Origin of the sequence: Intrasporangium sp. (genome assembly GCF_032907665.1) — a bacterium.
Lineage (GTDB): Bacteria > Actinomycetota > Actinomycetes > Actinomycetales > Dermatophilaceae > Intrasporangium.
Genome location: NZ_JAJJPG010000007.1, coordinates 1 through 14,327, shown reverse-complemented (window position 1 = coordinate 14,327; position 14,327 = coordinate 1). Strand labels below are relative to the sequence as shown.

Annotated in this window: 13 protein-coding genes; 5 read left to right on the top strand and 8 right to left on the bottom strand. The window is 71.9% G+C overall.

The window, feature by feature from the left end:
• Positions 1–144 precede the first annotated feature (144 nt).
• Together LOY02_RS02165 and LOY02_RS02160 are read left to right on the top strand one after the other, a co-directional pair.
• Positions 145–1,557, top strand: a complete 1,413-nt coding sequence (locus LOY02_RS02165; RefSeq protein WP_317180679.1) for a PLP-dependent aminotransferase family protein — start codon at positions 145–147, stop codon at positions 1,555–1,557.
• 180 nt (positions 1,558–1,737) lie between these two features.
• Positions 1,738–2,733 (top strand): ArsR/SmtB family transcription factor, encoded by a 996-nt coding sequence (locus LOY02_RS02160; protein WP_317180678.1) that lies wholly within the window; start codon positions 1,738–1,740, stop codon positions 2,731–2,733.
• 72 nt (positions 2,734–2,805) lie between these two features.
• Here the strand turns inward: LOY02_RS02160 and LOY02_RS02155 are convergent, their stop codons facing one another.
• The 3 genes from LOY02_RS02155 to LOY02_RS02145 all read right to left on the bottom strand — a co-directional run bounded on the left by LOY02_RS02155 (position 2,806) and on the right by LOY02_RS02145 (position 6,557).
• Positions 2,806–3,822 (bottom strand): GTP pyrophosphokinase, encoded by a 1,017-nt coding sequence (locus LOY02_RS02155; RefSeq protein WP_317180677.1) that lies wholly within the window; start codon positions 3,820–3,822, stop codon positions 2,806–2,808.
• 99 nt (positions 3,823–3,921) lie between these two features.
• Positions 3,922–5,118 (bottom strand): hypothetical protein, encoded by a 1,197-nt coding sequence (locus tag LOY02_RS02150; protein ID WP_317180676.1) that lies wholly within the window; start codon positions 5,116–5,118, stop codon positions 3,922–3,924.
• A 104-nt stretch (positions 5,119–5,222) separates the two neighbouring features.
• On the bottom strand, positions 5,223–6,557 hold the full coding sequence (locus LOY02_RS02145; RefSeq protein WP_317180675.1) for an APC family permease: 1,335 nt from the start codon (positions 6,555–6,557) through the stop codon (positions 5,223–5,225).
• Positions 6,558–6,637: 80 nt separating this feature from the next.
• Between LOY02_RS02145 and LOY02_RS02140 the strand changes: the two genes are divergently transcribed.
• A complete protein-coding gene (locus LOY02_RS02140) occupies positions 6,638–8,065 on the top strand; it encodes a PLP-dependent aminotransferase family protein (RefSeq protein ID WP_317180674.1) in 1,428 nt (475 codons plus the stop codon).
• 15 nt (positions 8,066–8,080) lie between these two features.
• Here the strand turns inward: LOY02_RS02140 and LOY02_RS02135 are convergent, their stop codons facing one another.
• The 3 genes from LOY02_RS02135 to LOY02_RS02125 all read right to left on the bottom strand — a co-directional run bounded on the left by LOY02_RS02135 (position 8,081) and on the right by LOY02_RS02125 (position 9,851).
• Positions 8,081–8,515, bottom strand: a complete 435-nt coding sequence (locus LOY02_RS02135; RefSeq protein WP_317180673.1) for a CHRD domain-containing protein — start codon at positions 8,513–8,515, stop codon at positions 8,081–8,083.
• 131 nt (positions 8,516–8,646) lie between these two features.
• Positions 8,647–9,291, bottom strand: coding sequence for a hypothetical protein (locus LOY02_RS02130; protein ID WP_317180672.1), 645 nt, complete (start codon positions 9,289–9,291; stop codon positions 8,647–8,649).
• A gap of 164 nt (positions 9,292–9,455) precedes the next feature.
• The gene (locus tag LOY02_RS02125) at positions 9,456–9,851 is read right to left on the bottom strand and encodes a DUF2237 domain-containing protein (protein WP_317180671.1); all 396 of its coding nucleotides are present in this window, start codon (positions 9,849–9,851) and stop codon (positions 9,456–9,458) included.
• Positions 9,852–9,969: 118 nt separating this feature from the next.
• On the opposite strand from LOY02_RS02125, the gene LOY02_RS02120 reads away from it, so the two are divergent.
• Positions 9,970–12,072, top strand: a complete 2,103-nt coding sequence (locus LOY02_RS02120; RefSeq protein ID WP_317180670.1) for a penicillin acylase family protein — start codon at positions 9,970–9,972, stop codon at positions 12,070–12,072.
• A gap of 4 nt (positions 12,073–12,076) precedes the next feature.
• Complete coding sequence (locus tag LOY02_RS02115) at positions 12,077–12,367, top strand: hypothetical protein (protein ID WP_317180669.1); 291 nt, start codon at positions 12,077–12,079, stop codon at positions 12,365–12,367.
• 35 nt (positions 12,368–12,402) lie between these two features.
• Here the strand turns inward: LOY02_RS02115 and LOY02_RS02110 are convergent, their stop codons facing one another.
• Together LOY02_RS02110 and LOY02_RS02105 are read right to left on the bottom strand one after the other, a co-directional pair.
• Positions 12,403–13,509, bottom strand: a complete 1,107-nt coding sequence (locus LOY02_RS02110; RefSeq protein ID WP_317180668.1) for a DNA polymerase IV — start codon at positions 13,507–13,509, stop codon at positions 12,403–12,405.
• Between the two features lie 31 nt (positions 13,510–13,540).
• Positions 13,541–14,327: HNH endonuclease signature motif containing protein (locus LOY02_RS02105; protein ID WP_317180667.1), on the bottom strand; the 787-nt coding region annotated here is incomplete at its 5' end.

Genomic DNA, 14,327 nt, shown 5'->3' with positions numbered 1-14,327 from the left:
CGGAAGTGTGGATGCCGAGCCAAAGGGCCCACCACGATTCATTCATCGCCGAATTCCCAATCGTGATCTGACTGATGTGCCGCTGCGACCGGGATGCGCTAGGCCGTGTGGTTGCCGACCTGCTGGGCAGGTAGGGTCCGAGTCGTGGCTGACACCGCCGGCACTGGGGTGAACCTCGACCTCGATCTGCCGGAGGGCTTGGGTCGCCGGGCAGGTCTGGAGACCGCTCTCCGGGACGCCATCCGCGGTGGGCGGCTGGCACCGGGAACGCGAATTCCCTCGTCTCGCGCGCTGGCTCACCAGCTGGCCATGTCGCGGGGCACGGTCGCAGCCGCCTATGCCCAGCTCGTCGAGGAGGGGTACCTGTCGGCAGCGCAGGGGTCAGGGACGGTGGTCGAGCGCCTGCCGGACCGGCCCTCGGCCGTGAGTGCAGTGAACGCCGCAGAGCGCGACCTGCTCAGTCTGCGGCCCGGCGTGCCGGATGTGACCCGCTTCCCCGTCACGGCGTGGTTGCGGTCCTCGCGGAAGGCCCTGACAAGCGCCGGTCCGCGCGTCTTCGACTACGGACACCCCTTGGGCGTCCCCGCCCTGCGGGAAGCCATCTCGGACTATCTCGGCAGAACGCGGGGCGTGGACACCACTCCGGACACGACGGTCATCACGTCGGGCACGATCCATTCCACCTTCGTCCTCGGCTCGGTGCTTCGCCGCCGGGGGACGCGCCGCGTGGCCGTCGAGGAACCGATGTGGTCACTTCAGCGAGACGTCCTGGCCACCTGCGGTCTCGAGGTCGTGCCCCTCCCGGTCGACTCGCACGGAGCCCGCACCGACCTGTTGGCCTCGGGGGACCTGGGGCAGGTCGGCGCCGTGGTCGTCACGCCCGCCCACCAGTTCCCAACCGGGGTGATCATGTCCGCCTCTCGTCGCCGACACCTGCTCGGCTGGGCGACGAGCACCGGGGGCATCGTGCTGGAGGACGACTACGACGGCGAGTTCCGGTTCGGTCGCTCCCCGCTGGGCACGGTGCAGGGACTGGGCCCCAACCAGGTGATCTACCTCGGCAGCGCCTCGAAGGCGTTGGCGCCCGCACTTCGCCTGGGCTGGATGGTGCTTCCGCCCGAGTGGGTGCCGGATGTGCAAGCCGTCCGCGTCGCCACCGATCTGCACACCGACGTCCTCACGCAGTTGACGCTGGCCGAGTTCTTGGCCAGCGATGGCTACGATGCGGCGGTCCGCTCGGCACGGCTGGCCTACCAACGGCGACGCGCCACGCTCACCAGCGCTCTGCAGGACTCCGGATTGTCGAGACGCGGGTTCGTCCTCGAGGGGAGGCCCGCAGGCTTGCATGTCCTTCTCACGCTGCCGGCAGGCACCGACGAAAGGGCCGTGTACGAACGGGCCCGGGCCGAGGGCTTGCGGTTGTGGGGCGTGCGGTCCTCCTATCTTGACCCGGACAACGCGCGGCCCGGGCTGGTCATCGGATACGCGGCACCGGCGGAGCGCGACTACCGCCGGGCGCTGGACCTGTTGCTTCGCATCCTCGAGCAGGTGTGCTGAACGAGGGTGCCCGGTGCCCGAAAAGGACTCGACGGGTTGCGCGTCCCGAACCTACCCTCGACCTCTGGAAGTGGTACAAGGCACTCCTCATGGACGTGGCCTCCATCGTGTACCACTAGGCCGGCCCGGGTGACAGCTGGGCTTGGCGGCACCTGGGCACAGCAATCCGGGGGGTTCCACATGATCGAGATCGGTCTCACGGCGCAGGTCCTGGCAGGCGCCAAGTTCGCGGCTGATCCGGTGTGGGAGGCGGTGGCCGCACTGTCCGTGCTCAGCCATGCTCGCGGGTACCCGATGAGCAGGCACCTGCGCGCCCGGGTTCCGGCCAGGCCTGACTTCGACCTCGGACTGCTGCTCGACCTGACACGCTGCAGCGGCTGGGTGCCCAGTCTGTTGACGCCCATACCCGTGTCGGGTCCGATGTGCCCCGCCGATCGCCTCGCGGCCGTGGCCACCACCCCGCTGGACCTCGTGGTCGGCGACCAGGCCGTGCTGCACCGCCTCGATCCGGGCAGCAGACTCGCGACCATGGACGCGGAGGACCTCGCCTGTCGAGCGAGCCACGCCCTCGGCGGGTTCTGGAGCGCGGTGCTCGACGATCTGTGGGAACGGGTGGAATCCGTTCTCTGCGCTGACATCTCGCACCGGGCGCTGAGCCTTGTGTCGTGCGGCCTGCGCCGGACGATCGGCGATCTGGACCCGGCGATCCGATGTCGTGCGGACCGGATCCAGGTCGCGACCGAATCCGTCCAACGCCCGCGGACAGATGACCATGAAGTGCTGTGGTTCGTCCCCTCCGCGTTCCGGTGGCCGAACGTCGTGGTTGTCGAGCGGAGCCGGGCCGTCGTGGTCTCGTATCCCGCGCGGGGGTTTGCTCGGGTCTGGGACACGGACAGTGAGGACAGCCCGGCTCCCCTGGTCCAGCTGCTCGGCAGGTCGCGGACCGCGATCCTCGAACAGCTCGACGTGCCACGCACGACGACGAACCTGTCCCATCGCCTCGGGCTCGCCCCCGGAACCGTCAGCGGGCACCTGTCCGTGCTGACCGAGGCGGGGCTGCTGCATGCCAGACGGGATGGACGTCGGGTCCTCTACGCCAGGAATGCCCTCGCCTGCGTCCTGATCGGGCAGGCGCACATCTCCTCCTTGCCGGGCATGCCAGGACTCGGCGGCTGAACGGGCGCAGCGTCAGGGCCCGCTCCCGACGGGCCCGAGTCTCCGGGCCAAGCCGTGCTGATCGGGTCGTCCCTATCCGCGCAGCTTCGTCAGCCGGCTCTCGAGCGCCGCCCGTCGGTGCGCGTTGCCCTCGAGCTCGGCGTAGCGGGCGCCGAAGGACGCGAGCAGGGCGTCATCGAGACGACGCACCGCGCCGGGCGGGTACTTGTAGCCCATCCGGGCCGTGACGTCGGCGCTGTCGATGGGTGCGAGCACGGAGTCGAGGGTCTCGACGTCGGTGATGTCGAGCTCTCGGAGCAGGCCGGAGATCCAGTCGTAGTGGTCGGTGCGCGACCATCCCGCGTCGGAGTACTTGCTCGCGAGGAACCTGGCGAGGTCCTGCGACCCGATCTGGCGCCCGGCCGGGGGCTCGTGGGGCTCGGGCTCCGGCTCGGCGGGGATGGCGACCTGGAGGCGGTCCCGGATCGCCGAGAACTCCCGGTCGGCGAGCTCGAGCAAGCCGGCGGCGAGGGTGAACCGCCGGTCGAGGTCGGACGCGTACTCCTCGGGGACGCTGCCCTTGTAGCGGATGTCGTGCTCGAACTCGGCCCACGCATGCTGCAGCACCGTGCGGAGCTGGACTGAGGCGGCGAGCCGGAGCAGGGGCTCGTAGGCCGGTGGGACGACGCGGCTGGCGTCCACGGCGACGAGCAGGTGCCGACTCGTGTAGCCCCACCTACCGGCCCGTGCCGTCTCCAGCCCGAGGTCGCGGTCGTCGAGCACGGCGAGCTCCTGGGCGAGCAGGTCGGCGACCGCGGTGACGTCGGCCTGGACGTAGGTGATCACGCGCACGCCGATCGCGTCGGTGATGTCCTCGATCGGGTTGGGGTGCAGGGGGACCCCGTCGACGAGCCGCTCGGCCTTGCCCTTGAAGGACTCGACGGACTTGGTCCGACCGGACACGCTGAGGTAGTTGATCCCCGCGTCGTCGAGCAGCTCCTGGACCATCTCGATGTAGCGGCCGGTCGCTTCGACGAGCCGAGGGTGCCGCTCGCGGTACTCGGCGACCGCTCGCTCGACGACGGCCTGGTGCTCACTGCGCGTCGACATGCGCCCATCCTGCCCTGCCGGGTGCAGTCACCGCGAAAGCAAGCCGTATGCCGCTGAGCTCACTCAGCGGCATACGGCTGCGGTGCGTCGGTGCTCGGGTCACCACCCGCGCAGGCGGAGGAGCACTCCGGCGTGGTCCGACGGCCACAGGCCCGTGGCGGGGTCACGGTCGGCGACCTCGTCACCGGTGATGAGTCCGCGGTCGACGTCGAGCGGCTCCCCGTCCAGGGTGTGGGAGAAGACCATGTCGATGCGGTGGTCGATCTTGGCGGGGGTCTCGTCGTCGACGAGCTCGGACAGGCCCGCGGTCCAGCCCTCCTCGGCGGGCGCCCACTCGAGCCACTGGTCCGTGTAGCCGCCCGGACCGGTGATGAAGTCGTAGGGCGCCTTGTGGGGGACGTGGTCGATGGGCTTGACCGACGTGTTGAGCGGGTCGGAGTTGCAGTCGCAGACAAAGACGGTGGTGCGGTCGGTCGCGGTCGCCTCAGCCACCGTCTGCTTGGCCTGCAACAGTGCGAGGTCGGAGCTGAACGCCTCGAAGTGGCTGTTGACGAAGCGGAGCTTCTGCCTGCCCGCCTGGACGTCGACCCACTGGTAGCCGCGGGAGAAGTTGAGCTCCGCTCCGGCGATCGAGACGGGGAGGTTGGCGTCGAAGATCTCGTCGTGCGACCCGGTGACGCGGAACGAGTTGTCGGCCTTCTTGAGGATGACGTCGTGCATGGTGAGCCGGACGTTGCGCATGTCCTGGCCCGTCGCGGTGAAGGCGGGCGCCTCGACGTCGGCCCGCTCGCCGATGTTGACCGCCTCGTACTCGACGCCGGCAGCGGCGAGGTCGTCGAGGAGGATCTGGAGGAAGTCGTAGTCGACGGTCGTGGCGCTCGGGTTGGCGATCGCCGCGGGGTTGATCGGCCCCGACCGCCACAACGCGACTTCCTGCAGGCCGACGAGGTCCGGCTTGGTCGAGGCGATCTCGCTCGCGAGGAGCTTCGAGCGCACTGGGAAGTTCGTCTGGTCGACGATGCGCCGGGTCTGGTCCGTCGCGACGGCGAGAGCCGCGATGATCGACTCCGGGGTGGCGCCCGGTGCGGCTGCCGCGGCTTGGGCCGCCCGGACCGGACGGTTGATGTCGGCGCCGAGGTAGATGTTGCGGGTCATGACGGTGAGCGGCTTGCCCGGTCGGTCGGCGGCTCGCTCAGCGGGCCCTCCGGCCGCCTGGGACGGCGCGACGAGCAGTGGCACGGCCAGCAGCGCCCCGACCGCTGCGGCTGCGACTGCACGAAGTCGTGAGACGTGCATGTGGGTCCTCCCCATTGAGACTGTGAGGGCGAGCCTGCCCTTCCCCGTGACCGGGCGCAATGGGTTCGCCCCAATTGGGTCGTGGAGGCCGTATGCCGCTGGGCTCAGGGGGAGGACGCGGTCACCCTGGCGGGCCCGCGGGCCCGGTAGGCCAGCGAGGCCGCGGCGATCCCCAGGGCCCAGAGCGTGTGCACCCCGTTGACGGCGAGCAGCCCGAGGGCCGCGACGAAAGCCACGGCCGCGGTCCACCAGCCGGGGGAGAACCTCGGCAGCAGACGCAGCGCCGCGCCGGTGCCGAGGACGTAGACGAGGGTGAAGCACCCCGTCGTGAGGAGCATGAGGGGCGCGAGGCCCAGCTCGAGGACGGCCGCGACGACGAGGGACAGGCCGGCGCCGAGGGTCAGCACGGCGAGGCTGGGACGTGGCACCTCACCGGGGCCACTGCCGCGCGCCAGCAGGCGGGGGAGCGCGCCGTCGCGGGCCAGAGCGGCCCCGAGGCGGGACGCGCCGGCGAAGTAGGCGTTCATGGTGCCGAGCGTCAGCATGACCGCCGCCACCGCGGTGAGGACGCGGGCGCCCTCACCGAGCGCGACTGCCATGAGGTCGGACAGGGGCGCCTCGCTCTGGCCCGCGGAGGAGCCGAGGACGAGCACACTCGCCGAGGCGAGACCGAGGTAGAGCACACCGACGACGCCGACAGCGACTGCCGTGGCACGCGGGACGTCTCTGCGCGGGTTGCGGTACTCGGCCGAGAGCGGCGCGACCGCCTCCCAGCCCGCGAAGCCCCAGACGAGGAGGGCAGCCGCGGTGGCAACACCGCCCCAACCATGCGGGGCGAAGGGCGCCAGGTGATCCGGGTCGCCGTGCGGGAAGGCCAACGTCATGGTGACGAGCATGAGGAGCGCCAGGGTGATGGCCAGGCCCAGCTGGACCCGGCCCGACAGCCGCAGCCCCACGGCGTTCATCGCCGCGGTGCCGAGGATGAGGACGACCGCGACGACCAGGGTCGTCGCGCGCCCACCGCCGACGACGTCGGCGACGTAGCCGCCGGCCATCATCGCCGCCGGCGGTGCCCCGACCGGGATGGCGAAGTAGAAGCACCAGCCGATCGCCCCGGCAGCCCGGTCCCCGAACGCCCGCCGGACATAGGTCGAGACCCCTCCCGTGTCCGGCAGCCGGGCGCCGAGCGCGGCGAAGGTGGCGGCGAGCGGCACCGAGAGGAGGACGAGGGCAGCCCACGCGACGAGCGAGGCGGGGCCGGCGACGGCCGCAGCGAGGGCGGGCAGGGTGATGACGCCCGTGCCGAGCACGGCTCCGACGGACAGGGCGGTGCCCTGGGCGACCGTGAGCGTGCCGTGGGCCGCCGGCGCTGACGAGGGTCCGGCGGGCTGCCCCGGTGGGCGAGCCGCGGCCGTGACGGGTCGGGTGCGGGGTGCCATGACTCCATGCTCGGGTCGTGGTTGGACCGCTGAGCAGGTCCGCTTCTCCCGCAGTCGGCTGGTCCGATTACGATCTCCTCGTGGACATCCACGTGAGCCTCGACTCCCCGGGCGACCGGACCGCCCGGATCTACACCGCTCTGCGCGAGGCGATCCTCGACGGACGGCTCGCGCGCGGCGACCGGGTGCCCGCCACCCGCGACCTCGCGCAACAGCTCGGAGTGGCGCGCGGCACCGTGACGTCGGCCTACGACCGGCTCGTGGCCGAGGGCTTCCTCGAGAGCCGGACCGGCTCGGGCACGTTCGTCTCGGAGGTGGCGCTCGCGACCGGCGCCGAGGACCGGGAGCGGCGAGCCCGGTCAGGCGCCGTGCAACCGCTCGAGCTGTGGCTGACCCCAGGCGGCGAGCCGGAGCGTCCGCTCGACGGCCGCGTCCACGACCTCTACGCGGGCCTGCCGGATCGCCGGCTCTTCCCGCTCGAGGTCTGGCGCCGCCTCGTGTCGACCCAGCTGAGACGATCACGGCTCGAGGACCTCACCTACGTCGGCCGCGGCCACCGCCGGCTGCGCGACGAGGTCGCGCGTCACCTCGGCCTGGCCCGGTCGGTCGTGTGCTCGGGCGAGGACGTCATCGTGACCGTCGGGGCCCAGCAGGCCATCGACCTCGTCGCACGGGTGCTCGTCGAGCCGGGGACCGTCGTCGCCGTCGAGGACCCCGGCTACACGGCCGCCCGTCGGCTCTTCGCGACCCACCGGGCGGTCGTGCGCGGGATTCCGGTCGACCGCGAGGGCCTCGTCGTGGACGCCCTGCCCGACGACGCACGCATCGTCTACGTCACACCGTCGCACCAGTTCCCCACCGGGGTGGCCATGACCCTGTCCCGGCGTGCTGCCCTGCTGCGATGGGCGGTCGACCACGACGCCGTGATCCTCGAGGACGACTACGACAGCGAGTTCCGCTTCTCCGACCGCCCGCTCGAGCCGCTGCAGAGCCTCGACCGCGAGGGCCGGGTCATCTACGTCGGCACCTTCTCCAAGTCCCTGCTCCCCTCCCTCCGGGTCGGCTATCTCGTCGCCCCTCTCTCGCTGCAGCCCGCCCTGCGCGAGGCGAAGCGAGTGAGCATGTGGGAGGGCGACGTCGTCACGCACGGCGCGCTGGCGGACTTCATCGCCGAGGGCCATCACGCGGCGCACGTGCGCCGGGCAAGCCGCGTCTACGGCGAGCGACGGCGTCGCCTGCTGGCCGAGCTGTCCCGCTTCGACGACGTGCTCGAGGTCGTGCCATCGGTCGCCGGGCTCCACGTGTGCGTCCACTTCCGCGACCAGTCCGTCGACGACCGATCCATCGCCGCGGCGGCAGCGCGCCATGGCGTGCGCACCGAGGCGCTCACGCCGCGCTACCTCGAGCAGCCGCCGGTGCAGGGGCTGGTCATGGGCATCGGCACCATCGAAGCCGACGCCATCCCGGATGCTGCGCGTCGGCTCGGCCGAGCCCTGCCCCGCCCCTGACCGCTCGGGCGGGCGTCAGCCGAGCTGGCCGCGTATGGCCCCACCCGGGAAGACGGTCGTGTGGACGTTGACGTAGAAGACCTGGGGCGCCTTGAGGATCGCCTTGGCGAGCGATCGGTCGACCGTCACGCAGCCGCTGGACGTCCCGGAGACCGGTGCCTCGAGAGGAACGACGATCGGACCGTTGATGCCGGCTGGGGCGCTGTGGATGTGGGCGCCCACGACGGGATCGAGCCCCGATACGGCGAGCGCGTAGCAGACCTCCCGTTGGCCCACGTTGACCCAGACGTCGGCGGTGCCCATGCCGTCCGGGTCACCCCCTCCGGGCTCGTTGGCTCCGAGCAGATCGGTGGAGAGCGGGCGCCCGTCGGCCAAGGCTGTGGCCGGGGCGAGGAGTGCTGCGGACGCGGCGACAGCGGCGGCCGCGACGAGGAAACGGGTTCGATGCATGGCAGGCCCCTCCGTGAGATCGGGTGGTGGGACGTGGATACGACACCGAGACCGGTCTGGTTCAGTCGTGCCGGGTCGACGCCGGCGCGCCTGCGGGTGTCGGTCGGCGCTGGACGGCCCTGGACGGCGCCTCAGGGGGCGGTTGTCGCCGGTGGGGTGGGCAGGGCGAGGCTCGTGCGGAGCGCCCCGTTGACCATGGACAGGAGGACTGCGACCTCGGACCGGATCACGGCGTAGCGCGCGGGTGCTTGCGGGGATCCGGCAAGCGCCTCCGCGGAGGCGGCGTCGGCGAAGAGCCGGAGCGAGGCGACCCGGCCGAAGAAGCTGGGCGGGTCGAGCCCGGGCGGGGCAGTCGTCGTCTCGAGCACGGTGAGATGGCGGGCGAGGGACTCGAAACGCAGGGCAGCGCTTGCTCCCGCACCGCCGGTGGCGTCGAGAGCCGTGATGTCGCCGATGATCGCCTGGTAGCTCGCCATGGCCCTCGCCTGGTCGAACGGCGCCGTTGAGGTCACGACGGGGCGCGGCGGCAGCGTCACGGTCACGGTCGGCGTCGCCAGGACGGTCGTCGGGGTGACCATCGTGGTCGTCGCGGTCACGGTCTGGGTCGCGGTCCGCCACGCCGACACCGTGACGGTGACCGTCTGCGTCGGCACGCTGCCGCGGGGAGCCTGGCTGATCTCGACCCCTGGGTTGCCGGAGCAGGAGGCGACGACCACTGCCGTGGACACGAGCAGCGCAGCGCTCACCCGCGTCACACGGACACGAACGACGCGCATGGACTCCTCCGGGCGTCACTCGGGGACGGGGGCTGAACGGCACGAGGCGCCGATCCCTGATTGTCGGACCTCAAGGGCCTCCATGGGGAGAAATGGTCAGATTGCTCTCAACCTGCGCGCTCCCGTCCCCTCGACGGAGCGGGGGAGCTCCGGTGGGCCTGCCGTCAGAGGAGGGAGCTGGGATCGTCGGGGACGTCAGCGGCATACGACTGGAGCAGCTGGAGCGGGACGACGTCGAGGGCGCGTTCGTGGGTGGCGGCGAGCATGACCGGGGCGGCGAATCCCGCCTGGTGGGACTCGAGCCAACGCGTCGCGACGACGCACCAGCGGTCGCCCGGCGCGAGGCCGGGGAAGCGCCACTCCGGGCGTGGCGTGACGAGGTCGTTGCCGACGCTGTGCTGGTGGTCGAGGAACTCGGCGGTGACGACCACGCAGATGGTGTGGCTCCCTCGGTCCTCCGGCCCCGCCGTGCAGAACCCGTCCCGGTAGAAGCCGGTGAGAGGGTCGGCGCTGCACAGCTCGAGGTCGCCCCCCAGGACGTTGCGTTCTCCGCGCACCATGGACCAAACCTAGCCGCACGCCGACCCCGTGGCGGCGGCTCGTGCAACCCCCGGGCGCCTTGGCCCGGCAACGAATCGGCATGGACGTGGAAGGCTCCCTGCCGTGATGCTGTCCGACATGACTGGTCAGGTCCGCCGCGACTCGCACGGCATCCCGCACCTCACGGCGCCGACCGTCCTCGACCTGGCCAGGCTCCAGGGACAGGTCACGGCGGAGGACCGCGCGTGGCAGCTCGAGTGGTTCCGGTGGCGGATGGAGGGGCGGACGGCGGAGTACATCGGCGAGGAGGGCCTGCCGTGGGACCGCTTCGCCCGTCAGGTGCGGCTCGAGCCGACCGTGCAGGCCTGCTACGAGCGGCTCGATGACGAGACGCGCGCCTGGGTGTCGGCCTACGTCGACGGGGTCAACGACCGGCTCGCCACAGGTCTGCACCGTGCCCAGGAGCTGCGCCTCCTGGGGTTGGACGACTACTCAGCCGGCCCACGGCCCTGGGAACCGTGGACACCGCTCGGCATCTTCTGGGCAGTGCACCTGCTCTTCGGCACCTTCCCGGCCAAGCTGTTCAACGACCACGTGGTGCACCGGCTCGGCGCGGACTGGCTGCCGCTCTTCCACGCCGAGGGCGTCACCCAGTCGGGCAGCAACGCCTGGGCCGTCACCGGCGAACGCACGGCGAGCGGCCTTCCGCTCATCGGTGGCGATCCGCACCGGACCATCGAGGTGCCCGGCTGCTACCAGCAGGTCGGCCTCGCGTGCAGTGACTTCGACGTCGTCGGCTTCGCCTTCCCCGGGGTGCCCGGCGTTCAGCACTTCGCGCACGCCGGCTCCGTCGCCTGGGGGATCACCAACGCGATGGCCGACTACCAGGACCTCACCCGGGAGCAGCTGAGACGGCGATCCGACGGCACGCTCGAGGCGCTCGGCGTCGACGGCTGGGGACCGGCGACGTGCACGCTCGACACGGTCGTCGTCCGCGGCGCCGAGCCGGTCGAGGTTCCCGTCGTGACGACCGAGCGGGGCCCGGTGGTCACGGGGCTCGAGAAGGGTCTTGATGCGGCGCTGGAGCCTTCGGCAGAGGTCCCGGAGAGCCCGGGTCCGGACTGCTTCAGCCTTCGCACCCCCGCCCAGGTCACCCTGGACCTCGGCTTCGACGCGTTCCTGCCGCTCCTGCGCTCGCGGACCGTCGACGACGTCGAGGCGGCACTGTCGCGCTGGGTGGAGCCGGTGAACAGCGCCGTCGTCGCCGACACGAGCGGCGCGGTCCGGCACCTCGTCGTCGGGCGGGTGGCCGAGCGCGCAGCGGTGAACCTGGAGGTCCCGGTCGACGCCTGGGACCCCAGGCACGAGTGGACCGGCTGGCGACAGGGTGCAGCCACGCCCGTCGAGGAGGTGCTGGTCAGCGCCAACGACCGGGCGAGCGGCGGCGGGCTCGGCGTGGAGTACGCCTCCCCGTTCCGGGCCGCCCGGATCCGCGAGCTGCTCGGAGAGCGCCGCGGGCTGACCGCCGACGACTTCCTCGCGATCCACGTCGACACCCTCAATGGGCAGGCTGCGCTCATGCGCGAGCTCGTCTCTGCTGCAGGCGTGTCCGGCGCCGCGGCAGGCGTGCGTGACGCGCTGCTCGCGTGGGACGGGCTGAGTCTGCCGCACAGCCGGGGTGCGGCGGTCTTCGCCGAGTGGCGCAGCGCCCTCGTCCAGTGGCTCGCCGAGCACCCCGCGCTCGCCCCGCTGCACGAGCCGACCGGCCACTCCCGGCTCTTCACCACCTGGCTCACCGTGCCGCTCCAGGTCGGGATCGGCTGGCACGCGATGGTGCACGGCGCGGCCGGGCACGGGATCGACGTGGCAGCCGGAGTGGCCGAGGCCCTCGAGCGCGTGTCCCGCCAGGGGGACACGGTGACGGTGTGGGGCGATCGCCACTGGTTCGACCCCGTGCATGCCCTCGACGGGCTCGGCGGCCTCCCGACGGCGCCGGACGCTCCCGTGCCGGGCGACAAGGGGTGCGTCCTCGCGGCCGGGAGCGCGCCGGGGGTGACGGATCGCTGCTACATCGGTCCGGTGGCCCGCTATGTGTGGGACCTCGCCGACCGTGACGCGAGCCGGTGGGTCGTCCCGATGGGGTCGTCAGGGATCGCGGGCGACGACCACTTCGCCGACCAGCTGCCCCTGTGGCTCAACGGAGGCTCCCTGCCCACCGTGCCCGCGCCTGTGCGAGAGTGACGCCGTGCACTCCACCGTGACCCGGGCGACGATCCTGTGGTTCGTCCTCGCCGCCGTCGCCGGCGCGGCGGCAGTGTTCCTCCACCTCTTCCGGTCCGCCTTCGGCGGCGGAAGCAATGCGCTCGTCCTGGCCATCGCGGCCTACAGTGCGACGGCGCTCGCGATCGTCAGTGTCTACCGGGGCGTGATGACCGCCGCGGCTGAGCAGGATCGGGCTCGCCGCAACGCCGAGCGTGAGCGTGAGGTTGCCGAGAGACTCGCGCGGTGGGAGGGGCTCCGCCCTCGGGACCGCTGACGACGCTCGTCGAGTGCGCGAGGCTGCTCCCGCTCTCAGAGCCGCCCGCGGATGGGAGTCCGCTCGGCCGGGTCGCCTTCCTCGGGCATGACCATCTCGGCGCGGACCCCGAGCAGCCGCACCTCCCGACCCGGCTCGACCGTCTCGGCGAGCGCCACGGCGGCCGCCACGACGTCGTCCTTGTCGTGGGTGGGCGCCTTGAGCTTCCTTGACTTCGTCTGGGTGAAGAAGGGGGCGTAGCGGATCTTCAGGGTGACCCGGTAGACGGGCCGACCCTCCTTCGCGGTGTCGGCGTGGACCTGCTCGGCGAGCACGCGGACCGCGTCACGGATCTCGTCCTGGGTGGTGAGGTTCTGCTGGTAGGTCGTCTCGCGGCTGTGGCCCCTGGCGACCCACGGGCTGGCGTCGACCACGGCTGAGCCGAGGCCGCGACCCAGCTCGCGATACCACGCGCCCATTCGAGGGCCGAACTCCGCGACGAGCGCCTCCTCGTCCGAGTAGGCGAGCTGCCGGACGGTCTCGATGCCGAGGGCAGCCAGGCGTTTCGAGATCTTCGAGCCGACTCCCCACAGGTCGATCGTGGGTCGGTCGCCCATGACCTCGAGCCAGTTGTCCTTGGTCAGGCGGAAGACGCCGCGGGGTTTGCCGAAGCCGGTGGCGATCTTGGCCCGGATCTTGTTGTCCCCGATGCCGACCGATGAGTGCAGCTGCGTCGCCTCGAGCACCTCGGCCATGGCGTGTCGGGCGAAGGCCTCCGGGTCGTCGGTCGTCACACCGACGAACGCCTCGTCCCAGCCGAGCACCTCGACGACGACTGGTCCGTGCTCGCTGGCGAGGCCTCGCAGCGTGGCCATCACGTGCTCGGACGCGGCGTTGTAGGCATCCGCGTCCACCGGGAGGATGACGGCATCCGGCACCTTCCGGGCTGCGAGCCGCAGCGGCATCCCGGAGCCGACCCCGAACTCCCTGGCCTCGTAGGACGCTGTCGACACGACGGCCCGCTCGCTCGGGTCTCCGCGACCGCCGACGATGACCGGCTTGCCGGCCAGCTCCGGGCGGCGCAGGACCTCGACGGCAGCGATGAACTGGTCGAGATCGACGTGCAGCACCCAGGCGCGCGGATCCTCAGTCACGAGTTCCATCGTGCCGTATGCCGCTGGGCCAGGTTGTGGGTCAGCTCGCGAGGAGGTCGGTGACGCGGACCTCGAACGGGCTGCCGGGGGCGGGGACCCGGGTGCGGTCGATGGCGAAGCTCAGCACTCCGGGCGGCCCGGTGGGTGCGGGCAGGACGGGTGGGGCGGTCGTCGTGTGGGTGTGTCCGGTGGGGGTGGTGATGGTGATGGTGTGGGGTCGGGGGCTGCCGGTGGTGGGGCCGGGGTCGGTGACCTGGGTGTGCCAGCCGGGTTGCTCCTTGACGAGGTTGCAGCGGGTGCAGAGGCCTTGGCCGTTGGTGTCGGTGGTGGGGCCGCCGTGCTGGTGGGCGGTGACGTGGTCGGCGTGGCGGATCGGGGCGTCGCACCAGGGGGTGCGGCAGGTGCCGTCGCGGGTGATGAGGAAGCGGCGCAGGCCGGGTGGGAACAGGCGGCGTCGGGAGTCGAGGGCGACCAGGGTGCCGGTGTCGGGGTGGGTGTAGAGGCGGCGCAGCCAGACCTTGGCCCGATGTCGTTGTCGCCGGCGTGTCGGGTCGTTTGGGGCGTGTGGCTGGTCGGGTTCGTCGTGGAGGGACCGGGTGAGCAGGTCGCGGGCCCAGCCGGCCGGGACGGGTCCGTAGCCGGGGATGTGGGCGGGGTTGTCGTCGCCGGCGAGCAGGGCGCGGTCGGTGATGACCAGCTGCACCTCGACCGGCACCTGCGCCAGCGCGCCGGTCGGGTCCACGGGCCTGCTCGCGCCGGTCGCGTCGATCCTGCCGGTCGGGTCCACGGGGTCTGTCGCGGCTGCTGGGTGTGGCGCGTCTGGTGTG

Excerpts from the sequence above, each read along its gene's own strand:
- LOY02_RS02160 (WP_317180678.1), top strand. The coding sequence starts at position 1,738 with ATGATCGAGATCGGTCTCACGGCGCAGGTCCTGGCAGGCGCCAAGTTC.
- LOY02_RS02155 (WP_317180677.1), bottom strand. The coding sequence starts at position 3,822 with ATGTCGACGCGCAGTGAGCACCAGGCCGTCGTCGAGCGAGCGGTCGCC.
- LOY02_RS02150 (WP_317180676.1), bottom strand. The coding sequence starts at position 5,118 with ATGCACGTCTCACGACTTCGTGCAGTCGCAGCCGCAGCGGTCGGGGCG.
- LOY02_RS02145 (WP_317180675.1), bottom strand. The coding sequence starts at position 6,557 with ATGGCACCCCGCACCCGACCCGTCACGGCCGCGGCTCGCCCACCGGGG.
- LOY02_RS02135 (WP_317180673.1), bottom strand. The coding sequence starts at position 8,515 with ATGCATCGAACCCGTTTCCTCGTCGCGGCCGCCGCTGTCGCCGCGTCC.
- LOY02_RS02130 (WP_317180672.1), bottom strand. The coding sequence starts at position 9,291 with ATGCGCGTCGTTCGTGTCCGTGTGACGCGGGTGAGCGCTGCGCTGCTC.
- LOY02_RS02125 (WP_317180671.1), bottom strand. The coding sequence starts at position 9,851 with ATGGTGCGCGGAGAACGCAACGTCCTGGGGGGCGACCTCGAGCTGTGC.
- LOY02_RS02120 (WP_317180670.1), top strand. The coding sequence starts at position 9,970 with ATGACTGGTCAGGTCCGCCGCGACTCGCACGGCATCCCGCACCTCACG.
- LOY02_RS02110 (WP_317180668.1), bottom strand. The coding sequence starts at position 13,509 with ATGGAACTCGTGACTGAGGATCCGCGCGCCTGGGTGCTGCACGTCGAT.